We start from the raw sequence: 24,374 nt of genomic DNA, 5'->3' as shown, positions 1-24,374 counted from the left end.
TCTAAAGAGTGTCAGGAATGGAATTGTGGACAATTATTGGGCTTTTAGTGGTTTTATTAACCTTTTTTGTTTTTATCAACAGTTTAGGAAAAACACTTCCCGTGTTGGAGTTTATGCTTTTAGTAGCAGGATTACAATGGATCGTAGGTCCATTTGTAGAATACAATTATCCCTCCAAACATTTTAAATATTATATGTATGTGGAAGAAAGTGTCTATATGTCTTATGTAGTTCCTGCATATTTGCTCTTTAGCGGAGTAATTTTGTTTAGATTATTTCCATATTTTAAAGCGGTTTTTCCTATTTGGAGCTTTTCAAAGTATGAAAAATACGGTTTTTTTATATTTTCAATAGGCTTTATATTTGACTTTCTTGGAGGTTTCTTACCCAATAGTTTAAACTTTTTTTCATTTATTTTATCAAATTTTAAATATGCTGGCGCTATTATACTTTATTTTTCAAATGATAGAAGAATGAAAATATTGTTTATAGCTTCGATTGGCTATTTGTTTTATAATTCTCTCAGAACGGCAATGTTTCATGATTTTATACTATGGTCAACATTTTTTTATATGTTTTGGGCATTGAAACACAAACCATCTCGAAGATTGATCCTGCTAACGTTAACATTGGCATTAGTATTTGTAGGAACCTTACAAACAGTAAAGGCAACATTTAGATCAGAGGTTTGGGGGGGGGGTACTCGGGGAACAAATTCACATTTTTTATTGAGCTCTTTGTTAATAGTTTAATTGGTGGTAATAGCATAGATCAAATTGATACATTGACCTCAGGGAAGCAAGAAAGTTTGACCACTGTGAGATTGAATCAAGGATGGATTATTAGCGCAATCATGAATCATATTCCGGAACATAGAGAGTATTTTAAGGGAGAGACTATTTCCAGTGCTATTTCTTCAACATTGCTCCCTAGGTTTCTTGCACCTGATAAAGCTAAAGCAGGTGGGAGAGATAATTTTAGGAATTTTACGGGGTTGCATATTGGGGATAATACTTCAATGGGTATCAGTATTGTGGGAGAGGCCTATGGTAATTTGGGGAAAAATAATGGTATTATTTTTATGGGTATTTGGGGGCTGTTTCTTGTGTCTATTTGGATAGTTTTGTTACGTTATAGCTTTGATAACCATCTGTTTTTTGCTGTAATTCCTATTGTTTTTTTACAAGTAGTCAAAGCTGAAACAGAGCTAGTAGTAGTATTGAACCATCTTTTTAAGTCGTTAATAGTAGTATTGATGTTCTTCTATGTTTCCAAAAATGTATTAAAATGGAAGTTAAATTTATTCACCTTTACAGAGCATAATAACACCGTAATCAATCAACATGACTAACCCTATTCATTCGTAATGAGTTTAAAGGTAAATTTTATTTTTAGGTCTAAATCCAAAGAGTTTAATAGTATTGAAGGGGTATTTGAAACAATTATCAATTCGTTTGGAACAGGAATTATTGCAAATAAACTTTATTTACCCAAGGAAGGTGCAAATTTATTTTCATTAATATCAAATTTGGCATATTGCAAATCCTTAAAAGGACAGATTAATCACATTACAGGACATGTGAATTACATCTCACTTATCCTAGGCAAGTGTACCATTTTAACAATACACGATATCCAATCTGCCACATCAGGGAATTTTCTGAAAAAAATAGTAATCAATTTTTTTTGGTTCAAACTACCTGCTCTATTGGCTAAAAGAATTACTGTAATTTCAGAGTTTACTAAAAATGAGCTTATTCAGTTATTACCAGAAGTAGAAAGTAAGGTTAGGGTAATTCATAATCCAGTAAATCCTAGATTTCAGGTGAAATCTTCCAAACCGTTTGATGAAGGTCTTCCTATTATACTTGCTTTAGGAACTAAGAAAAATAAAAATCTTGAAAGGATAGTACAAGCAATGGAAGGGATTTCTGCCACATTACTGATCATTGGAAAACTTTCTATTGAACAAATCCAACTTCTAGAGAATTCCTCAGTTTCATATGTCAATAAGTATTATTTGTCTTGGGAAGAAATTTTTAATGTTTATGAGACATGTGATTTACTTTGTTTTCCTTCCCTTTATGAGGGCTTTGGTATGCCAATTATTGAGGCTCAGGCAATGGGTAAACCAGTGATTACGTCTGATTTGGGTGCCATGGCTGAAGTCGCAGGGAATGCTGCATTTTTAGTAAATCCTTATAGTTATTTAGAAATAAGGCAAGCAATAACAAAAATAATTGCAGATGGAGAGTTTAGAGCTAAGTTAGTTACTGAAGGATTTAAAAATGTAAAAAGGTTTGATCCGAAATTCATTGCTCAAAAATACCAAGAACTTTATTTAAGTTTGACTTCTTAATTTTGACCAAAAGATGCGTGAAAAAATTTTTATTTTCTATGAATTTTTTCCACCTGCCTTTAGGAGCGGTGGGATTACCAGGTCATTAGGGAATTTAGCTCAATTTTTAAGTCGCTCATATGATGTGTATGTTTTTACATCCAATCAAGATCTTGGAGAACCAAAACCGTTGGCAGTACAACCAAATATCTGGGTTCAATGGATTCCTAATGTACGTGTGTTTTACGCAGAAAGAAATCATCAATCATATGGAGTGATAAAGTCAATCCTTCAAGAAATTAATCCACATGTTATATATATAAATGGACTGTTTACGCCTCGATTTAGCTTGTTTCCTTTAATAATTAGGAAGCGTACTTCAATAGATGCCCATTGGGTTATAGCCCCAAGGGGAATGCTTAATGAAGGAGCATTAGCAATTAAGTCCTGGAAAAAGAAAGTATATTTGAAATTACTTAAATTATTAGGGCTTTTTGATGGATTAACCTGGCATGCAACTGATTTAAGTGAGAAAAAAGGAGTATTGCGATTTGGGATAGGAGACAGGATGGTTAATGTAACATCCAATATCCCAAGTTTTGGAAAAGATGCAGTTCTGGAAATCCCTAAAAAACCTTATAAGTTAACAATGGTTTTTCTAGCATTGATTTCACCTATAAAAAATTTAGATTTGGTAATAAAGGCTTTGGAGAAAATCCCCAATCAGATGCAAGTCTCATTGGATATTTTTGGGCCAATCAAAGATGCGAATTACTGGGATTTATGTAAAAGTCTAATACGTATTTTGCCCGAGCATATTACAGTTCATTACAGAGGAGAGGTTTTGCCTGACGCTACACATGAACTTTTAGGTAATTATCATCTTTTCGTAATGCTATCGAAAGGTGAAAACTTTGGACATTCTATTTTTGAAGCATTGAATGCAGGTACACCAGTATTAATTTCCGATAAAACTCCCTGGAAAAATTTAAGAAATCAAAAGTCGGGTTTGGATTTGGCTATCGATTCAGTTGGACCAATTGTACGGGCAATAGAAGAATTTACAGTGATGGATCGAGTACAGTATCAAGACTGGAGGAAATTTGCAAAGCAAACAGCAGATGAATTTTTAAAAAATAATAACTTTGATTTTCATTATTCTAAATTGTTTACTAGTGAAAAACGAAGATGAAGGAAGTTTTATTATATAAATTTGATAATAAATGGTACCAACCTGCTGGTTTATTCAAAAAGACAGTTTGGTTTTTTGTTAATATTTTGTTTTTTTTAAATCCTATAAGCGTTTATTCGCCAATTAAAGTTTGGATTTTAATCTTATTTGGAGCAAAAGTTGGAAGAAGGGTGCTGATAAAACCAAGAGTCAATATCAAGTATCCTTGGTATCTCACTATAGGAGATGATGTATGGATAGGGGAGGGTGTTTGGATAGATAACCTCACGGCAGTTCAACTGGATTCTAACGTTTGTATCTCGCAAGGTGCCATGTTGCTTACCGGAAACCATAATTATAAATCAGAATCTTTTGATTTAATTTTGGGGTCTATAGTTATTGAAAAAGGAGTGTGGATAGGGGCAAAAAGTGTAGTCTGCCCAGGCGTTACGTGCAAAAGTCATTCCATCCTTACCGTGGGGTCAGTAGCAACAAAGAGCCTAGAGAGCTATTCCATTTACCAAGGAAATCCAGCTGTTAAAGTAAGAGAAAGAGTATTTAATCAGTAATATTTTGAAAGTCAGTATAATTACCGTCACGTACAATTCAGCCAAAACTCTTCAAGATACCATTGATTCAGTAGTAAATCAGTGCTACAAGGATATAGAATATATCATCATAGACGGTGCGTCCAAAGACGGTACTGTGGATATTATTAAGAGTAATGAACACGTGGTGTCAATGTGGATTTCAGAGCCTGATTTAGGCTTGTACGACGCTATGAATAAGGGGTTAAAATTGGCGACAGGAGATATCGTAGGTATTATTAATTCCGATGACTTTTATCATAGAACGGATGCCATAAAAAAAATTGTTGAAGGCTTTGAAGATGATCAAGTTGATTGTGTTTTTGCAGATGTTAGATTCGTAAGGCCTGATAATTTAGAGAAAACAGTAAGATATTATTCGTCTAGGAGATTTAATTTAGGGGCTTTCTCTTGGGGATATATGCCTGCACATCCTACTTTTTTTACCTTTAGAAAAAATTATGAAAAATATGGTTTTTATAAAACTGATTATGTAATAGCTGCTGATTTTGAGTTACTTGTAAGATTTTTGTACAAGCATAAGCTACACTATAAGTACTTAAAGCTAGATTTGATGAAAATGAGACTTGGTGGCGTCAGCACCAATTCATTTAAATCAACATATATTATCAATAAAGAAGATTACAGGGCTTGTAGAGAAAATGGTTTGAATACTAATTATATTCGCCTTTATTCACGTTATTTTAGGAAGTTTATGGAGTATATACCTTTTTTACATTGATGAGAACACTATTAGTTATTTGTTTCTTTTGTATTGCTTTTTTTGCAAAAGCACAAGTGCTTCATTCCAACTACCCAGTACTAGAAGAGCATCAAAGAAGGCTTTCCTTACTTGATACAAATTTTCAAGCTCCAAGTTTTAACTTAAGGCCTATTGCAAATGATTTCGGATGGTCTTTGATAGGTTTAGACAGTGGAATAAGCAGAAAGAGTTTTGATGTAAGAATTCTTCCCATCTTAAATACAGTCAGGTACAATTCCAATAGGCCGTATGGTTGGGGAGAGTATGGGATGATTCCAAATGTTGGATGGCAGTCATACACAACAACAGGTTTTTTTGCCCGTTGGAAGTTTATCAGCCTGCAGGTTAGCCCCGAGTTTCATGCAGCCCAAAACCTTTCATTTAAAGGGTATCAGGATAATTTAGGTAATGCCGTTCATGCACAAAGTTTTATACTTTGGAATTATGGTGACTATCCAGAGAGATTTGGTGATTTGCCTCAGCGCAAGTTTCACTATGGGCAATCCAAGTTTGCTTTAGGATATGGGGCTTTTGAGATGGGGGTTTCTTCCATGTCTCTTTGGTGGGGTCCAGGACAGTTTACTTCATTGACTTTTTCAAATAATGCACAAAGCTTTCCGTATCTGACCATTAATACAAGGAAGCCAGCAAAAACATTTCTAGGAAATTTTGAAGGACAATTAATATCAGGAAGAATTGACGATTCAGGACTTGCTCCGCTTCAAAATCAAGAGTTAAATGACCGCTTTTTCACACCCTTTACTGGAGATTGGAAATATGTAAATGCTATTACAATCTCTTACAACCCAAAATGGATCCCAGGACTCTATGGTGGTTTGACCAGAACTGCACAAATTTATCGCCAAAATATGAATATAAATTTTGGGGATCTGTTTCCTGTATTTGAAGGGGTGACCAAAGAACAGTTTTTTGATGAAAACAATACGACTGTTGAATTTGACTCGGATGGTAGAGATCAACAAGTAACTGCTTTTCTACGGCTATTGGTTCCTAAATTTAATATGGAGTTTTATGTGGAGTACGGCCGAAGAGATCACCCACTCAATTGGAGGGAATTGACACTTAATCCTGAGCATGCACGTGCATACCTCATGGGGTTTAATAAATTGGTATCACTAGCTTCCTCTGACGCTCAATTGCAAATAAGAGGAGAAATGGTTCAGCAACATGAATCCATCAATAGAATAATTAGATACGGTCCTAGAGGAGGGATTACTTGGCATACCCATAATGTGTCGCGAGGATTTTCCAATAACGGAAGAGCCTTGGGGACAGGAATTGGGCTTGGTTCAAATGTACAAATCTTGGAAGTTTCTAGGATTAAAAACTTAAATAAAATAGGTCTAATTTTTCAACGACTTGAAAACAATCAAACCTTATTTCATAGATCTTTTTTTGATAACTCAGAACGACAACCTTGGGTAGATTATTCCGTTGGCTTGTTGATAGACCATCAATGGAAAAATCTAATTCTATCATCAAGGTTCCAGCATATACATGCACGAAATTATCAATGGCAATTAGCACCAACTTCCACTGAATTATTTCCTGTAGGTTATCATATGAATTCCTTCCATGGACAGTTTTCTGTCATATATTTGTGGGGGAATCGTTGATGAACAATAGAAAATGAAAGTTGGAATTGTGCACTATGCACCAGTGGAAAAATATCCACCGGTTATGAATGATGTCATTGATTTAGATCATTTGAATAAACATGAATGTTTGGTTTTCACCTCTGGAACTTCAGACCCTTGGTTTTCTCCCGCCCATGCAAGAATTTTTAGAATTGGTCAAGACTTTTTCACTACTAGTGTTAGAAGGTATTGGCATTATGTTCATTTTGCATTAAATGTTTTTTTTAAACTTTTATGGTTTAAACCGTCACTCATAATCTGCTATGAGACCGTCTCCATCCTTCCCGTTTTCTTATTGAATTTGGTTTTTGGTATTAACACACGAATTCACATTCATTATCATGAATATACATCTATAAAGCAATACCGAAACTCTTCATTGTATAACAGGCTGCTTCATAAGTTGGAAAAAAAGCTATGGAAGTGTCATCATGTAACTGTTTCTCATACCAATATCGATCGTAAGCGTTTGTTTTTAGAGGACTATCGGAAGATTTTAAATGAGTCCCGTGTGCAGGTTTTCCCTAATTTACCTCCGAAACATTGGTATGAAGTTGCTCAACAATTAAAAACATCAAGAGCTATTCAAGATAAACAGGTCATAAGCTTAGTACATGTGGGGGCTACAGATTTAGATTCTATGTATGTCCAAGAACTCCTAACCTGGGTGATTTCACAAAGTGGGAAGTATGAAATAGATTTTTATATTTCCTATGCGTTTGACAATACCTTGAGTTATTTAAATAGATTGACAACTCAATATGAATTTATTAGGGTCAAGAAACCTGTTAGGTATGAACAGCTACCAGAAATTTTAACAAGTTATGATGTTGGATTGGTTTTATACAATGGAGATATTCCTAATCATATCTATAATGTGCCCAATAAGGTTTTTGAATATTTGATTTGTGGCTTGGAGGTGGTTTACAGTCAAGACCTCATTTCTACCAATTCCTTTGTGAAAGATCATTCCATCAATGGTTGTTATCCTTTGGATTTTAGCAAGATAAAATTTTTGCCTACGACCAAAAACCAAGAGTTTAATAAAAATTTATTTTTTGAAGGCTTGACTAATAACGAAAATAAAATTCAGTTTCTTTTGAATGGAAATGAGAGTTTCATTGCTAGTAAAAAGTCTAGCTAATAGGCTATTTCTTTTATTTATTATATTTGAAATAAATTTGTGAACCATTACTCTTAACTGAAAGAAGTGAATAAAATCCCATTTTTATCCATTGTCAGTCCTGTTTACAAGGCTGAAAATATAGTTTCCGAGCTTGTAAAAAGAATATGTGAAGCAATTGAGCCAATTACCTCGGATTACGAAATTATTTTGGTAGAAGACGGTAGCCCTGATAAAAGCTGGGAAGCCATTGTATATGAAAGTAGTATCAATTCCAAAATAAAGGGTGTCAGCCTGAGCCGCAACTTTGGTCAGCACTATGCAATTACAGCAGGGTTGGATCATGCAAGAGGGGAATGGGTAGTAGTAATGGACTGCGATTTACAGGATAGACCTGAGGAAATCCATTCACTCTATGAGAAAACTAAGGAAGGCTTCGATGTCGTGCTTGCTCAAAGGATTGAAAGGCAAGATAGCTTGGTGAAAAAAACATCTTCAAAAATTTTTTACCAAACATTGAGTTATCTTACAGGAGAAAAACAGGATCCCTCTGTGGCGAATTTTGGTATCTATCATAGAAGAGTAATACAGGCAGTTCAGCAATTACGCGAACCTATCCGCTACTTTCCCACGATGGTGAGGTGGACAGGATTTAAAAGTGCAAAATTAGAAGTAACCCATTCTGAGCGGTTTAGTGGCTCCACTTCCTACAACTGGAATAGATTATTTAGACTTGCTTTAGATATTATACTTGCAAATTCAGATAAACCAATCCGTATGATTGTAAAATTTGGTTTTTTTGTGACGTTCATATCGTTTTTTATCGGGGCATTGGTCATTTACAGATACCTGATGCATCAAATAACGGTGCCAGGATACACAAGTCTTTTAGTGTCGATTTGGTTTATCGGCGGAATGGTCCTTTTTGTATTAGGATTGATTGGTCTTTATATTGGTAAAATATTTGAAGGAGTCAAGCAAAGGCCTATTTATATTGTCGGAAGAACTACCAATTTAAATGATTAAATATCTAGCCTGGGACAGTGATTTTCTTTCGTTGAAAGTGGGGCAGCTGGTACACGGAAAAGGTGTGTTTAATTCCCTTGAAATCAACAGTTCATATGATTTGCTATATGTTTTTGCAGATCAAAAAATTCAATTTCCAGATCCGTTCATGAAGGATTATAGTGTTCAGCTGGTGGATGAAAAAGTAACCTATGGGAAGACATTGACTCTAGAACAAGTTACTTCTAGGCCAAACAGCAGTATTCAATCAGTTCCGATTGATTTTATTCCAGATGTGCATTTTGAGGAGTTGGCTATTCAGAGCGGCGTATATTCGAGGTTTTTTATAGATAAAAAATTCCCAAAAGATAAATTCAGAGAATTGTACAAGCAGTGGTTGCACCGCTCGATTGGTCGTGTTTTTGCTGATGAAGTATTGGTGTACCTTCACAAAGAGCAAATCGTTGGTTTTATTACCTATAAGTTCAAAAGTGATGCTTACGAAATTGGGTTAGTTGCTGTCGACCATCAATTCAGAGGGATGGGCATAGGTTCTCAACTATTGCAGGCCGTTGATTTTTTTACCAAGTCAGAAAATACGCCCATTGGAATTCGGGTAGTCACACAGGCTTCAAATACATCGGCTTGCCGTCTTTATGAAAAGGCGGGATTTCAATTAACTTTGCATCAATACATTTATCACTGCTGGAAAAATTAAACAAATGAATTTCACTCCTTTTAATAAACCATATTTATCAGGCAAGGAAACCTCCTATATACAAGAGTCTGTATTGTCAGGGAAAATCTCCGGTGATGGAATGTTTACTCACAAGTGTCATGAGTTTTTTAAAAGTCGATTTGGTTTTCAAAAATGCCTTTTGACAACTTCCTGTACAGATGCCTTAGAAATGGCAGCAATACTTATTGATATACAGCCGGGTGATGAAGTGATTATGCCCTCATATACCTTTGTTTCTACAGCTAATGCCTTTGTTCTAAGAGGCGCCAAAATTATTTTTTGTGATAGCCGCCCTGACCATCCAGGAATGGATGAAAAAAAGATTGAAGCACTAATTACTTCTCGGACAAAGGCCATCATTCCTGTGCATTATGCAGGTGTTGCTTGTGATATGTCTGTAATTATGGAATTGGCAAAGACATATGATTTGTTTGTAATTGAGGACGCTGCGCAGGCCATTGATAGTTACTACACCTTTCCGGATGGAAGTAGAAAGCCATTGGGGGGTATAGGCCATCTTTCTGCTTTTAGTTTTCATGAAACTAAGAATATTATTTCAGGAGAGGGGGGGATGTTGGTAATCAATGATGCTCGATTCAATGAACGTGCCGAAATAATACGGGAAAAGGGAACCAATCGAAGTAAGTTTTTCAGAGGAGAGGTCGATAAGTATGGATGGGTTGATCTTGGTAGCTCATTTTTGCCATCAGATATCATAGCAGCTTTTCTGTATGCCCAATTAGAAAGTATCGGTAATATTCAGGAAAGAAGGAAAAAGCTTTGGAATCAGTATTTTGCTAGACTAAGTGAAGTGAAAAATAACCGATTTACTTTGCCTGTGATTCCTTCATTTGCTGAAAATAATGCACATATGTTTTACCTCTTGTTCGAAACAGCAGAAGCCAGAACCCAAATGATTGCAAAATTAAAGGAACAAGGAATCCTGAGTGTTTTTCATTACCAAAGTTTGCATAAAAGCACTTATTATCAAGCACAACAGCCTGCAGTGTCCGGCTTACTCAATTCAGATCGCTACACAGAGGTATTGTTGAGGCTTCCTATGTTTTATGAACTTTCGGAACAAGAGGTAGATAGGATTTGTGATGTTTTGTTAAGTAATTGATGTTATTTGTACATAAGATCATTATCTCCAAATTACTTTTTATGGCTTAGATTTTTATCTTTGTAAAGTCATAAACTAAAAAATAGTGTACTACAAAGTATTTGGGTTAATATGTCAGTCAGCAATTGAGCTTCCTGCATTATTGGAGGTTCCTTATTCAGAAGCATTAGAAGTTGATTTTAGTGTCACATTGGTGAAGGATTTACCTGTTTTTAATCAATCCCCAGTAGTTATAAAACCATTTTCTCAATACAATTCCCAAGAGTTTAAATATTCTGTTCCTGAGGTTGCAGAATACTTGGTTCAAAATGGCAACAGTATTTTGATCAAGCCTTTATGTGAGGATTGGGAGAGTATTTTGTTGTTTTTTAATTCCAATGCCCTAGCAGCTTTACTCTATCAGCGAAATCTTATTCCTTTTCATGTGTCGGGAATATTAGATGCCGATGGTTGTGCATGGTTATTTGCAGCACATTCTCGAACAGGCAAGTCTACCACGGCACTAAAACTAAAGGAACTGGGTTATCGGATTTTCTGTGATGACACAGCTCTGATTGATATTCGTGAAAAAGGATGTTATGCCATTCCCTCTTATCCTTTAATTAGAGCATGGAAAAATACCTTAAACAACCAAGCCGCATATTCTCTGGATGATGCCTATCAAATCAGAGTTGATGTAGATAAGTACGGAATACCATTTCATGAAGAATATTTTACTGATCCGGTCCCTTTGGCTGGGATAGTTTTTTTGCAGATTGAAGGGGATTCTATTTCAATAGAACAGCTTTCCAAAGCTCAGGGCATGCAACACTTAGGTAATAATATTTATAGATCTCAATGGATTAATGGTATGAACAAGCAACTGGCGCAGTTCAAGCAATTAACTGGGATTTCGGCCAAAACTCAGTTTTGGATGGCAAAAAGACCTAAAGACAGAAATTCTTTTCATGAATTTGCACAAGAGATCGCTGACCAAATTCTCAAATCTGATGAGCTCTAAATTAATTTGGTTGGCTTCTTATCCTAAATCCGGGAATACTTGGTTTAGATCTTTTTTGACTGCTTATTTAAATGGAGAAGTCAATATCAACCAATTGGCTACTAATGGTATTTTTTCATCTAAAGTTGCAATCGAGGTTGTCTTGGATCTTTGTACAGATGACTTAACTACCGAAGAAGTAATTCAATTTAGAAAGCTTGCCTGGTCCCATAAAATACTTCATAGTAAAGAATCTTCATTATTTGTAAAGATTCATGATGCTTATACATTTAATCCTTGGGATGGTAAAGCAATTATCCCAACTTTTCCAGATAATCAAGCGGTCTACTTGGTGAGAAATCCATTGGACGTGGTGCTTTCCTTTGCAAATCATAATGATCAATCAATCCAACAAACAATTGATCATTTTATTTGCAATTCAAACGGAGCTTTTTTAAAGAAAAATAAATCGTTTCATCAGCTATATCAATTAATGGGTACTTGGAGTATGCATGTGGAGTCATGGCTTCGTCAAACACAAATCCCTGTCCATATAATCCGTTATGAGGACATGAAAGAAGATCCATTAGCAGTTTTTAAAGAAGCATTGAAAGTTATGGGATTAGATGCGGAAGAAGAAAAAGTTAAAAAAGCGATTGATTTGAGCTCATTTCAACGATTAAAAGAACAAGAAAAACGTGAGGGATTTTTAGAAAAAACTAAAAAATCGGTAGTTTTTTTTAATAAGGGAGAAACTGGAAGGTGGAAAAATGAATTAAATTTCGAACAAATTCAGCAAATTCTTCAAGCCAATGAACCAATGATGAAAAAATTTGGGTATTGGCAGGATGCCATTGATTTTCTAAATAAGTAAACACTACAAACAATAAACTAGCAATTATGAAAAATATTTCCTATACAGTTAACAATGAACGTATTTTATTTACGCAGTTGGATGAAGAAGGAATCATTTATGATGTAGAAAGTAATGAGTATTTAAATTTAAACCCTACCTTTTGTAGTATTTTTCTCCTTATACAAGAAGGGTTACCTTTGTTAGCGATCAAAGCTAAATTATTAGAAGAATATGATGTTGATGAACAGGTTTGTATAGATCAACTGCTAGCTTCGGTGAAAATATTAGAAGAAAAAGGGTTTATCAAAGAAAATGAGGTAGATGAAGCTTAAAAGCTTTTTCGGGGTAAGTTACAGAAGGAAATACCTATTTGCATGGGTAGTATGGTTGTCTATCCAAAAAAAAATTTATGAATGGATGAAAAGCCCAAAAGCTTCTTCAGAATTTTTGTGTCGTCATACACCGAAAAAAGCTATTATTCAGTCAAATGGTATTGATGTGGGCTTAGTCAAGGACATTGCTTTTGCGATACACCTAGGATCAAAATATATTCCTTGGGAAAATGTTTGCAGGCATCAAGCATGGCAAGCTATAAAAATCTTAAATAGCTATCATATTCCTCATGTTTATCATGTAGGCGTTAAAAAGTTCCCTCAGATAGAAGGTCATTCTTGGGTCAAAGTGGGTGACCGATTCGTGTCGGGGGCATGCAAAGAATCTGAGTATCAATTGCTATTTGTCCACTGACCATGTGGGCATGTTGTAAAATTCCAGATCTAGAGAGTGAAGTAGAATACTTTGAGTTCTTTTTTGTGTAAAACAATAGGGCTTTTAAACATATTATTCAATTAAATCGATTGTTAACATTATATTAAACCAAATACACATGAAAAAAAAATGGTCAAAACCTTTTATGAAATCTTTCCAAATAAATGGAGGAACAGAACTTCCAGGTCCTTCGGAAATAGCTAATTATTATCCAGTAGTGGGTTCTTAACAAGTTAATTATTTGTTGCCTAATCATAGAAAGTTCCTACCTAGGAACTTTTTTAGTTTCTATCATACGATACGTTCTCTCGGGTAGTCCTACACATCAAGCGTTGTTCTTTAATTTTACTATACATGAAATTTCAGTATCATCTTTTTTTACTGAAAAGTATTACACTTTTTATTAGTAATTGATCATGTTTCATTGATAGTTCTTTCAAGTTTATTCTTTTAAAGAAATAAATGTTTTCATTTATAAAAAAAAACATTTAATTACATAGTGTAGAAGTTGTAGATAAATTTTGTTATAATTATATCTTGTAAGAAAATTGGTTTGAAATATAAATTAAAATAATGAACCTTCCTTTCTGGAAAACTATTTGTTTTCATTAATAATTCCTCATATCGCTCGAGGTCTTTGATTTCTAATTTACGTTTATGTAAACCTGCTTATATTGAATAAGGTTACTTCTGATAGAAAGTTTCTGTTAAATTTAATTTCAGTCATTTTCCATGGATCAAACATAAATTTTGATAAGTTTAGCGTATAAAAGTTTGAGGAGTGTGAACATTAAAAAATCTATTTATATTTACTATTTAAATATTTTACATCTATTACTAATTAAAATTAAATCGTTATGAAAAAATCTTGGTCCAATCCAGAAATGGTTATAATTCAAATAAATACTGGTACTGATCCTGGTCTTGAATACATGGGAGGTAAAGATCCAGTATCTTAAGATTATCAATTGATCTTTCGGTGATTAAAACTTCTGGTTGCTTATATTTTGAATTACTTACGTGAAAAAAAACTCCCTTAATTTCTAGGGTAGACTTGTCCCCTAAGAATCTACCCTTCAACCTACCCTCGGATTAATCTTGATATTAAGTTGATCCAAATTTGTAGTCGACCCAAGTTACTTTTTATGGAAACTGCCAAGGATGGATCGATTTCATCTGATTCTTATTTTGTGTTCTCATTATCTTAATAGTGAAATCTTGTAAGACTTCCCTTACAGTTTTTATTTTTTTATAGGGTTTATTTTAAGGAAAAGAACTAGCTACATTTTATTTACCCAATTGGTTATTTCATTTTAAAATTTATTCATTTTCAAGCAAAAAATCTTATACTTGTTGAAAATTAACTCATATGAAAAAGCAATGGATAAAACCTGAAATTATTTTAATCGAAATTGCTGGTGGATTTGATGCTTCTGGAAAAGAAGGAGGTATTTATTATTCCCCTATCTCAAGTTCTTGACTTAGATTTTTTATATAAGAATATTAAATATAGTTTTTTATTTTCCTGTTGTAGCAATAAAATTACTTATGGGTTACACTTAAGCCTACAAATTCTAGTTCATGTTTCAGGTGAAAGTTGTAAATTTTTAAATGAAAAACCATTTTAATTAATTATGCATCATTAATTTTTTTTAAATTCATTTTTTCAGAGAAATAATTTGTTTTAAGTATCAAAAGATTTGGTCTTCTTAAATCACGGAGGTTAGTTTTGAATTTTGTTACGTTTATATTCCCCTTAAAGATTTTGACTGAAATCAAAAAAATAAAGATACTTTCTAGAGTGCCGGTTGCTTTAAACGAACTTTCTGCGGCAATTCCTGAATCCACAGCTTCTTATCTTATTTTAACCCAGAAATGCCTATATTTCAAATTAAAGCTGGTATAGCATCTAGTAATGAGTCTACAATTACTCTTGGTCTACCAGATTCCTAAGATTATCAAGTGATCTCTCAACAGTAATTGTATCTTGTGTATGATAGTTTTTTGATTTACTTACGTGAAAAAAACTCTCTTATTTTCCAAGGTAGATTTGTCCAATATGAATCTACCCTTCAACCTACCCTCGGATTAATCTTGATATTATGTTGATCCAAATTCGTGGTCGGCCCAAGTTACTTTTTAAGGAAACTGCCTGGGATGGATCGATTTCTTCTGATTCTTATTATGTGTTCTCATTATCTTAGTACTTAAATTTTGTAAGACTTCCCATACAGTTTTTACTTTTTTATAGCATAAACCTATTTAGAAAAATATTCAGAAACCCTTCATTTACCTAGGTGATCATTTAATTATCTTTAGAAATTGTTTTTAATAAAAATGCCATATTTTCGAAATAAATAAATTATTTCTTATGAAAAAGCAATGGACAAATCCTGAAATAACTATTGTACAGATTAATAGCGGACCAACTGTGCATACCCGTGAATTCTATACATATGCTGGTCCTCCCACTGGTTCCTAATTTGAAGTTTCCTATCTCACTAATAGTGAATTATTTTAATTTTATGTTTAGGGCGAGTGGATATAGTGTTACAAATATGTGTATTATATTAACATCCTTGCATCACAATTTAAAAGTCCAAAGAGGTTCAAAATACGCATCTTTTTCATGATGCAATTTCACGAAGTGTTTGCCCACATGGAAATATGGGGTTTATGAGATGCATACTTTGAAAGTTCATTCTTCTGCATCAGTACTTGGTTGTGATTCTTGTATCTTTGATACTATACCAATTTCATCCTGGTATCAGTTGATCTCACAGTGCTTCAAACTTGTGTATTAGTATGTTGGATTACTGACACACAAGAAAACTCCCTTAATTTCTAAGGTAGATTTGTCCCCTAAGAATCTACCCTTCAACCTACCCTCGGATTAATCTTGAAATTAAGTTGATCCAAATTTGCAGTGTATCCAAGTTACTTTTTAAGGAAACTGCAAGGGATGGATCGATTTCATCTGATTCTTATTATGTGTTCTCATTATCTTAGTAGTGGAATCTTGTAAGTCTTTCCATACAGTTTTTACTTTTTTATAGCATAAACCTATTTAGAGAAATATTCAGAAACCCTTCATTTACCTAGGTGTTCATTTAATTATATTAGGAAATTGTTTTTAATAAAAATGCCATACCTACAAAATAAATAAATTATTTCTTATGAAAAAGCAATGGTCAAATCCAAAAAATACTTCTATCCAGATAAACGGTGGACCCGATGTTAATAGAGCTGAAGATGTATCTTATTATGTACCTGTTGGCGGCTTCTAAAGAAAAGCTTTAATTCACTTCATCAGTGCGTCTTGCGCAAGTAATTTTAAAAGTGCTATTTTGGCAAGGGCCTTGTCTACTGAAAATCAGCTTACTCGTTTATTAAAACATAAATATAAAACCCCGAATTTGGCTTTCGCTAGCTTTTATGGGGTTTTCTTATTTATTGATACTCCCCATATTTATGACTCTAAATAACAAGCTTTATTTTTTAATGGGAGTGAATTCATATTTTTTAACTAAATTTTTTACTTATTATTTACGAAATATGCTTTTTATTTCTATTTTTGATATAAATATAATAGTTATGAAAAAACAATGGACAATGCCTAAGATGCTTTCATTTGAAATCAATGGAGGTACTATTGCAGGAAAGTATGAAGATTACCTTAATGGTTCCATCCCTGTTGGCGGAGCTTCTTAAGTGTAGACAATACAATAGTTAAATCTTCTCGTTTTCATCTGTCTTCAATATCAGTTGCTGAACTTGTTGGCTCAATCCGTAGAATATTTTCCTGTTACGAAAGTATTGTTTTCCATAGGTGATAACTATTTCTTCCCCAGCTAGGATGGGTCTTCGAGCATAAATCCTTCCTATATTGTGCAAGAAATCAAATTTTTTAGCAGCATTTGGTTCGTCTTGGTGGTTGTAAATACCTAGATAACCTAAACCAAGTAGGACCTTGCTGCCGTATTCATGTACTTCTTCAGGATTGCTTTTTATGAAAATATAATCTTTAATCACCGGATCAGAAATCAGTCTATTCCTAAGGCCAAGTTCTAACAGCAAACTTTCCTCAATAAGCTCATCTTGATCGATATCTGTGACTGCAAATATGCCGTAACCATGTATTGGAGACAGTCTAACTTGGATTTTTGCAGAGGGTCCCATCAGCCTTTCAGGCCTTTTTTTTGGTTCAAGCTCTGTAGTCGTAGGTTGGATAGAAACGTTCTCTCCAAATCGAACTGTCTGATTCACTAACGCTGGAAATTCATTTTGCAAGTCTTGCAATTTTTGTAGTAGGTGATCTGGAAATGCCATCTTTTTTCTTTAAAAGTAATGGATTTTCCTAAAACTAATGGGTTTAAACCATCATTTTTCAGTCTAAATTTTTTTTAATGGATATCTCCTTTTTCATTAATAACCACTTACGCTGCATACACGAAGCTTGTTTTAAGTCCGCTAAGGTCAGATAACTGGACAATTACTCCCTTATCAACAGTTAAAATATTCACTGATGGTATCATTGCAGATAATCTGATTTGTTATTTCATTTACTTCATTGGTATAGTTTATTTATAATTGTTCATAAAAATGTTTTAGGTTTCGCATTTCACATACAATCAAATGGAAGTTCGCTAAGAAAGCAATATCTTTGAACATAAAAAAAAGTATTCTCATGCGTAATTTTAAAGGCATTATCACACTGGATTCATTCAATTATGAATTGGTTAGGATGCCATCAGCAACATTTCAAACGGAACATTTTTCACTTTGGACGTCGGATCTATCATTGGTTAAAACTCCAGATGATCGTTGGATAGCTACCGGTTTTTGTAGGATAGACAACCGCTCTTCATTACATAGGATCCTTACTATCGACGATGGAGTGAGTGATTTACAAGTTATGATATTGGGTTTTGGAAAAATAGGTGTTGATTTTTTAACGCATGTTATAGGAGATTTTTCATGTGTGATTTACAATACTGTAGACAAGGATTGCTATTTAATAAAAGATCATATTGGAATCAAACCATTATTTTATTTCAATGATCATAAAAATCTTTACTTTGCATCTGATATCCCTTCATTGATGGGATTGTTGCCAACTAAGCCATCGCTACAAGAGATTTTTTTGGCTCGAGAGTTGAAAAAAATCAATAATCCCCTTGAAAAGACTTCTTTTGAAGGAATCAAAAGGCTAAAACCAGCACATTTTTTAGAAATTAGTCATGATGGAAAACTCTTTGAAAAAAAGTACTGGGATTTGCAAAGTATTGATTTAAGCTTTTGCAAGACGGAGGAAGATTATCTTACGTATCTGCGTGAACTTTTTTCTGAAGCGATTGCCTGTAGAATTAAAGGAAAGCAGTCGGTAGGTTCTCAACTCAGTGGAGGAATGGATTCATCAGCAATAACTGTATTGCTATCCCGATTGATGTCACGTGATGACTTGCATACTTTTTCTTTTGTTTTGAATGAGGAGACAAAAAAATATGGGGAGAAATTGGTAGATGAACAGCGGACTCAAGAAGCGATTTTGGATTATGCCAACTTGAATCGAGCCAATCATCATTTAATTGAATCGTTTCATTATCAAAATGTTTGGGAAGAACTGGGCCGAACCCTTGCTGTCGAAGGTGAAATCACTTCTCAAACTAGTATATGGCAGGATACTTTGTTTATGAATGCCGCTAAGGAAGGTGTGGAGGTAATGTTCAGTGGATTCCCAGGGGATGAGGGTGTTTCCTTTTCGGGGGGTAAATATTATTATGAATATCTCGCGAAAATAGATGTCAAAGGTCTCATTCAACATTTTTTGGATTTTAGGATGAACGCCATCAAAGGAATTTTAAACTATTTTAAGTTGAAAAAAGAAGGCTCTTTTTTTTCTGATTTCTCCGCTTTGCAGGAAATGCGCTCTGTTCTTAGGAGCACCTATCCCTTAAAGGAATCGAAAGAAGATGAAGCTTTTCCTTTTTTTTCGAGCTTTAGAGAATTTCAACGCTTTAAAATGACCCAAACCCACATTTGCTTGCGATGCGAATCAGAAGGACTATTTGCTAATACGTATGGAATCGATATGGTTTATCCTTTGGCGGATATACGACTTTTGGAAGCGGTTTACAGTTTGCCTGTCCATATGTTTAAACCCAAACCTTACAATAGGGCGGTTTTTAGAAATATATGTAAAGGTATATTGCCAGATGTAGTCCGTTTGCAGCCTAAATTTAGCGGCGCAAAAACTCTAGCTTTTGCTGATTATTGGATCAGCGATAAGTACGAGCAACTCAAGCTGTATACGTTGAAAAATTCTATGAATTTATTGGAAGAGGTTCAAAAGTTGGAAGAGCTTCCTGCTGAATCGGAACTCATGAAAAAAAAGAGAATTGTTTTTGCTAAATCAATGGACTATTTTATTGAACAGTATTTGAGTGAAAAAAACGTACATGAAGCTGCTGGGGATTAATCTATATGTAAGAGCTCTCCAGATCATTTGGTCAGTATCAAAGGTTGATTTCATGTTAATCGTGCTTCAACAGCTTTTGTTGGCCACTTTTCCTGTTGGGATTTTAATCTTGACTAAAGGTTTTTTTGATGCTGTATTGACATCTTCTCAGAACTCCATAGATGATATGTTGATCTGGTTGCTTGGTTTGGGTGGATTACAAGTCATGCAAGCAATCATTTCTCAATGGCATTCCTATCAATCGGGTATTTTTCAACAAAAGGTTTCGGATAAAGTTGCCTCAGACATTATTCAAAAATCCATTGAAATTCCATTTGCATACTTTGAAGATGCCCGTTACCATGATAGCCTTCATCTAGCTCAAAAGCAATCAGTCTACAAAATTCCTCAATTGTTTACGCAACTTCAACAAACGTTTACCCAGTTATTATCTTTAATCTTTTTATTAGGCTATTTTTTCAGTTTGCTTCAAATGTATGCTTGGTTGGTAGTCTTGATCGCTTTACCGCTTGCGGTTATCAAATGGTATAATGGGTTTGCTTTATATAAGCTTGAAAAAAAACTAGTACCCCAAGAAAGGGAGTCAACCTATTATCATCATATTTTGACTACTGAAAGTTTCGCCCACGAGGTTCGTACCTTAGATTTTGGAAAAGGACTTCTTCAAAAATTTATCGCGCTGAAAAAATTAATACTGGATCAAAAAAGCGGCTTGCAGCGGAACTTATTAAGCTATGCTGTAATCGCTGAATTGGCGGAAATCGGGGTGTTACTTTATATTTTATTCAAAATAGCCTCCAATGCATTGGATGGCTTACTTGAAATCAGTTTATTGATCGTGTATTTGCAGGGAATCCAACGCATGCAACAAAATTTGAAAGGGTTTTTAAATTCTTTTGTTCAGTTACTTCAAATGCGATTATTTTTGAAAGACCTTTTTCGTTTTTTAGGTATTCACTCGGGTTCACCTGTATTTCAAGGTAAGGAGTTATTTCCTCAGACACCTATTAAACTTTCCTTAGCTGGGGTTGACTTTATCTATCCTGAGCAAAAAAAACAAGTCTTGAGCAACATTTCAATGGAACTTCAGTCTGGTCAAGTAATTGGAATTGTGGGTGAAAATGGTTCAGGAAAATCAACGTTAGTTAAATTGTTGGCAGGGCTATACTCTGACAAGGAAAATAGGATACGATTAAATGGAAAACCTTTGGAATCGTATGAGGAAAAAAGTTATCGAAAGCATACGCTTTTTTTGTTTCAGGATTTCCAACGTTACTATTTCTCAATCGCTGATTCTATTCGTTTAGGCCTAGAGGGGGGGGAAGGAGATGATTCTAAGATTACTTCAGCCGTGCAGCAGGCTAATGCCATGGACTTTGTTTCTAAATTCCCAAAAGGGATACATGCAAAACTGGGAAGAATTTTTGGCAATGGGAATGCCTTGAGTGGTGGACAGTGGCAGAAATTGACGATTGCGAGGGCATTTTATAGAGATGCACAAATCATTGTCTTGGATGAGCCTACATCTGCCTTAGACGCTATGTCAGAAAGCGAGATTTTCAAAAATTTAATGCAGAATAGATCGGATAAGCTGATTATTCTGATTACACACCGCTTGTATAACTTAAAGCATGCAGATCGAATTTTTGTTTTTGAGGGGGGGGCAGTTGTGCAAGAAGGTAATTTTGATCACTTGATTCAAGAGGAAGGGGTATTTAAAAATCTTTATTTGAATCAAAATTTTGATTAAATTAGAATTCTTACTTGCGATTATTTATGCCAGCCACTGTGCCTACTTTTGATAGTTTATCTATTTCTCCAGAACTCCGAATATTAATTCAGGAGATTGGTATGGCTACTAAGGTGCTCACTAAGGCTGATTTTACATATTTTTCTGATATTAATCTTGATAGATTAAAAGCACTCGCTTCAATCCATAGGATAAGGCCACTTTTAAAGGCTATGCTTCAGAGAGAGGGAATTTCCCAGCTCTCTCCTCAATCTAGTCAACCAACGATCAAGAATATTTTCCGGATTAGGAAAAATTTAACCAGTATTCTTTGCTTTAAGGAAATTGCTTTAAAGTTAGAAGAACAGCAAATCCCTGTTATGCTCTTGAAAGGAAACCTTTATATTGATTTATTATACCAAAATAATCAACTTAGAGAAAGTGGTGATTTAGATATTTTAGTTCCAAAAGAGTATGTGCTGGAAGCAGTAAAAATTTTACATGAATTAAATTTCAAGATTTACTTTATCCCTGTGCATAAAGAAATCAATGAAGGGCAATATGATTTTTCTCTGGAATTTGAACGATTGAAAAAGAAATTGAATTCCCCATACTTTTGTGAAATCACCCTGATGCGAGGGAGTGAATTGGTTGATTTGCATTGGGGATTTAACCAAGCCTTGTATGCCTTTGATTATAATCCGGCAGGTGTGTTTGAACGAAGTATTGAATACAACTTTCATGGATTAGTTACTAGGATACCCTGCCCTGAGGATTTGCTTCTGAGCATGGTGTTACATCATGGAGGAAAAGAGCAGTGGGTAAGTTTACGGCATATTCAGGATTTTTTGAATATAATTCTAAAGTATCAGCAGGAATTTGATTGGGACAAACTTTTAAAAATGGCTATGAAAAGTAATCTTTTGGAACCTTTATTATCAGGATGTAAAATTTTAGATGATTTGTTTGGGATAAAAATCCCGGAAGTTTTATCTATTTCTAATGAAAATCAACAATTTACTGTAGGATTGGTAGCACTTTGGGATATTGATGATCAAAATAATTATCAAGTGATGAAAAAAAATATTTTTGGGGGATTTAAAGGAAAGAAATCAATACTGCAAAAAATCAAGTTTTTTCATTTCAATTATGTTAATTATCAAATGAGTATTTATCCTGCTCCTTTGGAGGTGAAAAAATTTTCCAATTATTTAATTTCAGGCTTAAGGAATAATATTTCATGAAGAAGCCCATCTTGATTTGGTTTACTGGATTATCAGGTAGTGGAAAATCCACTTTGGCAGCAGCTTTACAAATGGAATTACAGCAATCATCAATGGTATATCTGCTTGATGGGGATGCTTTGAGGAAGGGATTGAACAAAGATTTAGGCTTTTCAGACAAGGACAGGCATGAAAACATTCGGAGGACTGCCGAGCTGGCAAAAATTCTTTTAGATACAGGAATGACTGTATTAGCTGCCTTTATAACTCCCTTTGAATCTGATAGAGTTTTGATTCGGTCTACAGTTGGAGAAGAAAGATTTGTAGAGGTGTTTGTGGATGCTCCTTTGTCTATTTGTGAAAAAAGGGATGTGAAAGGGCTCTATGCACTTGCAAGAGCAGGGAAAATTAATCAGTTTACAGGCATAAGCTCCCCCTATGAAACGCCATCATCCCCACATATCCATCTCAAGACAGCAGAAAATTCTGTAAATGAGTGCATCCAAAAGATTCTTGCTTATTTGGAACCATAGTGCGAATTAAACAACATTTGAATTATAAGGGTGCCTTTTGTTAAAGACTTCAAAATAAGATTTTTGTAGGCTTTTGACTTAGTGTTTGTTTTTTATTTATATATTTGAATCGTAAACGAATTTTTATGAAAATTTTTCAAATTATAGCAACTGCTTTTGTTATTGGATTCCTAACGTTTCCCATACTAATTAAAGTTTTAAGGAAAATGCATATAATGGATGCTCCGGGAGGGAGAAAAATCCATAGTGGCTTTATCCCATCTATGGGAGGGATAGGTTTCATTCTTGCGACTTTTATATCCGTTGCGATTTGGTTTAGTTATGAGAATTTATTGGAAACCCGGTTTTTTCTAGCAGCATTTGGTTTGATTTTTTTTGTAGGCTTACGAGATGATTTGGTTAACCTTACAGCATGGCAGAAATTAGGAGCTCAGGTTGTCGCAGCGTATATGGTCGTAGTTATGACAGATATCCGCCTGACAGGTTTATATGGGTTCATGGGGATTTATGATATTCCTTTATGGTCAAGCTATTTATTATCTATTTTCACAATTTTATCATTAACCAATGCTTTCAATCTAATTGATGGGTTAGATGGCCTTGCAGGAAGTTTGAGTTTAATTCCTTTAGTGTTTTTGGGTTGGTGGTTTGCAAGTATGGATATGATGTCTTATTCTCTTTTTAGCTTTGCTTTAGTTGGTGGTATTTGTTCATTTTTACTATTTAACTGGCATCCCGCGAAAATATTTATGGGTGATACAGGCTCTCTTAGTATAGGCTTTGCACTAGCTGTCCTAACAGTTTACTTTATTGATACCAATGCTAATTCCCTTGGGGTGATGGGAGTAAAGTTTGCTGCACCAATAGCAACAGGAATAGCAATATTGATTGTTCCTATATATGATACAAGCCGTGTGTTTATTCGAAGAATGATGCAAGGTAAATCACCTATGTCTCCAGATAAGTCCCATGTTCATCATTTTTTAATGAGAATGGGCTTTCGCCACGATCAAGTCACATTGATCCTAATTTCTCTAAAAATATTTTTTATTGGAATTATATTTTTAGGCTCTAACTTTAGTGATTATGTTATGTTGCCAGTAGTGATTCTTACAGCGGTAATATTTGGCTTGAAACTGGATGCAATCACCTTAAAACAAGTCAAAAAAAATAATTCTAAAGCTCCTCCTATTCTTGCCAAAAGAAAAAACAAGACGAAGAGTACTACTTCAAAAACGAAAGTTTCAGCAGAGATATTGGAAGATGCGAAAATTTCAAATAACTAGCAGTTTTGAAGGAAT

Annotated in this window: 21 protein-coding genes; 20 read left to right on the top strand and 1 reads right to left on the bottom strand. The window is 34.4% G+C overall.

The annotated features are described in order from the left end of the window. Positions 1-8 precede the first annotated feature (8 nt). The 15 genes from IE080_RS09070 (at position 9) to IE080_RS09000 (ending at position 13,089) form a co-directional block, all read left to right on the top strand. Positions 9-752: a hypothetical protein gene (locus IE080_RS09070; protein ID WP_189580990.1), complete on the top strand. Its 744-nt coding sequence runs from the start codon at positions 9-11 to the stop codon at positions 750-752. 101 nt (positions 753-853) lie between these two features. After that, positions 854-1,351 (top strand): hypothetical protein, encoded by a 498-nt coding sequence (locus IE080_RS09065; protein ID WP_189580988.1) that lies wholly within the window; start codon positions 854-856, stop codon positions 1,349-1,351. 15 nt (positions 1,352-1,366) lie between these two features. After that, the gene (locus IE080_RS09060) at positions 1,367-2,359 is read left to right on the top strand and encodes a glycosyltransferase family 4 protein (protein ID WP_189580986.1); all 993 of its coding nucleotides are present in this window, start codon (positions 1,367-1,369) and stop codon (positions 2,357-2,359) included. Between the two features lie 13 nt (positions 2,360-2,372). Next, the gene (locus IE080_RS09055; RefSeq protein WP_189580983.1) at positions 2,373-3,530 is read left to right on the top strand and encodes a glycosyltransferase; all 1,158 of its coding nucleotides are present in this window, start codon (positions 2,373-2,375) and stop codon (positions 3,528-3,530) included. Continuing rightward, positions 3,527-4,078 (top strand): WcaF family extracellular polysaccharide biosynthesis acetyltransferase, encoded by a 552-nt coding sequence (locus IE080_RS09050; protein WP_189580980.1) that lies wholly within the window; start codon positions 3,527-3,529, stop codon positions 4,076-4,078. Before IE080_RS09055 ends, IE080_RS09050 begins: the two co-directional genes overlap by 4 nt. A 4-nt stretch (positions 4,079-4,082) precedes the next feature. Further along, positions 4,083-4,838: a glycosyltransferase family 2 protein gene (locus IE080_RS09045; protein WP_189580977.1), complete on the top strand. Its 756-nt coding sequence runs from the start codon at positions 4,083-4,085 to the stop codon at positions 4,836-4,838. Further along, the gene (locus IE080_RS09040) at positions 4,838-6,496 is read left to right on the top strand and encodes a capsule assembly Wzi family protein (RefSeq protein WP_189580974.1); all 1,659 of its coding nucleotides are present in this window, start codon (positions 4,838-4,840) and stop codon (positions 6,494-6,496) included. The genes IE080_RS09045 and IE080_RS09040 overlap by 1 nt, the downstream gene beginning before the upstream one ends. A 13-nt stretch (positions 6,497-6,509) precedes the next feature. Continuing rightward, positions 6,510-7,661, top strand: a complete 1,152-nt coding sequence (locus tag IE080_RS09035) for a glycosyltransferase family protein (protein WP_189580973.1) — start codon at positions 6,510-6,512, stop codon at positions 7,659-7,661. 66 nt (positions 7,662-7,727) lie between these two features. Beyond that, positions 7,728-8,666 carry a glycosyltransferase family 2 protein gene (locus IE080_RS09030; protein ID WP_229800565.1) on the top strand — a complete coding sequence of 313 codons (939 nt, stop codon included), beginning with the start codon at positions 7,728-7,730 and terminating at the stop codon, positions 8,664-8,666. Further along, positions 8,659-9,363: a GNAT family N-acetyltransferase gene (locus IE080_RS09025; RefSeq protein ID WP_189580971.1), complete on the top strand. Its 705-nt coding sequence runs from the start codon at positions 8,659-8,661 to the stop codon at positions 9,361-9,363. The genes IE080_RS09030 and IE080_RS09025 overlap by 8 nt, the downstream gene beginning before the upstream one ends. A 4-nt stretch (positions 9,364-9,367) precedes the next feature. After that, complete coding sequence (rffA, locus tag IE080_RS09020; RefSeq protein WP_189580955.1) at positions 9,368-10,507, top strand: dTDP-4-amino-4,6-dideoxygalactose transaminase; 1,140 nt, start codon at positions 9,368-9,370, stop codon at positions 10,505-10,507. An 85-nt stretch (positions 10,508-10,592) separates the two neighbouring features. Next, positions 10,593-11,507, top strand: a complete 915-nt coding sequence (locus tag IE080_RS09015; protein WP_189580952.1) for a hypothetical protein — start codon at positions 10,593-10,595, stop codon at positions 11,505-11,507. Further along, on the top strand, positions 11,497-12,360 hold the full coding sequence (locus IE080_RS09010) for a sulfotransferase domain-containing protein (RefSeq protein ID WP_189580949.1): 864 nt from the start codon (positions 11,497-11,499) through the stop codon (positions 12,358-12,360). The genes IE080_RS09015 and IE080_RS09010 overlap by 11 nt, the downstream gene beginning before the upstream one ends. Positions 12,361-12,386: 26 nt before the next feature. Beyond that, positions 12,387-12,674, top strand: a complete 288-nt coding sequence (locus IE080_RS09005; protein ID WP_189580946.1) for a PqqD family protein — start codon at positions 12,387-12,389, stop codon at positions 12,672-12,674. Next, a complete protein-coding gene (locus IE080_RS09000; RefSeq protein WP_189580943.1) occupies positions 12,664-13,089 on the top strand; it encodes a lasso peptide biosynthesis B2 protein in 426 nt (141 codons plus the stop codon). The genes IE080_RS09005 and IE080_RS09000 overlap by 11 nt, the downstream gene beginning before the upstream one ends. A gap of 3,750 nt (positions 13,090-16,839) precedes the next feature. Here the strand turns inward: IE080_RS09000 and IE080_RS08995 are convergent. Then, entirely contained in the window at positions 16,840-17,439 is a 600-nt protein-coding gene (locus IE080_RS08995) for an SET domain-containing protein-lysine N-methyltransferase (protein WP_189580940.1), read from the bottom strand. 358 nt (positions 17,440-17,797) lie between these two features. Between IE080_RS08995 and IE080_RS08990 the strand changes: the two genes are divergently transcribed. From IE080_RS08990 to IE080_RS08970, 5 genes are all read left to right on the top strand, one after another. Next, positions 17,798-19,588 (top strand): asparagine synthase-related protein, encoded by a 1,791-nt coding sequence (locus IE080_RS08990; protein ID WP_189580937.1) that lies wholly within the window; start codon positions 17,798-17,800, stop codon positions 19,586-19,588. Beyond that, positions 19,554-21,338 carry an ABC transporter ATP-binding protein gene (locus IE080_RS08985; RefSeq protein ID WP_229800564.1) on the top strand — a complete coding sequence of 595 codons (1,785 nt, stop codon included), beginning with the start codon at positions 19,554-19,556 and terminating at the stop codon, positions 21,336-21,338. Before IE080_RS08990 ends, IE080_RS08985 begins: the two co-directional genes overlap by 35 nt. A gap of 26 nt (positions 21,339-21,364) precedes the next feature. Then, a complete protein-coding gene (locus IE080_RS08980; protein ID WP_189580935.1) occupies positions 21,365-22,561 on the top strand; it encodes a nucleotidyltransferase domain-containing protein in 1,197 nt (398 codons plus the stop codon). Further along, positions 22,558-23,073, top strand: a complete 516-nt coding sequence (gene cysC / locus IE080_RS08975; protein ID WP_189580932.1) for an adenylyl-sulfate kinase — start codon at positions 22,558-22,560, stop codon at positions 23,071-23,073. The genes IE080_RS08980 and cysC overlap by 4 nt, the downstream gene beginning before the upstream one ends. A 125-nt stretch (positions 23,074-23,198) precedes the next feature. Continuing rightward, complete coding sequence (locus IE080_RS08970; RefSeq protein WP_189580929.1) at positions 23,199-24,359, top strand: glycosyltransferase family 4 protein; 1,161 nt, start codon at positions 23,199-23,201, stop codon at positions 24,357-24,359. Positions 24,360-24,374 lie beyond the last annotated feature (15 nt).

The sequence above is a fragment of the Mongoliitalea lutea genome (assembly GCF_014652135.1).
In the GTDB taxonomy this organism is placed as follows: Bacteria; Bacteroidota; Bacteroidia; order Cytophagales; family Cyclobacteriaceae; genus Mongoliitalea; species Mongoliitalea lutea.
The sequence above is the reverse complement of the archived record's forward strand: the minus strand, read 5'-3'. Positions and strand labels throughout refer to the sequence as shown.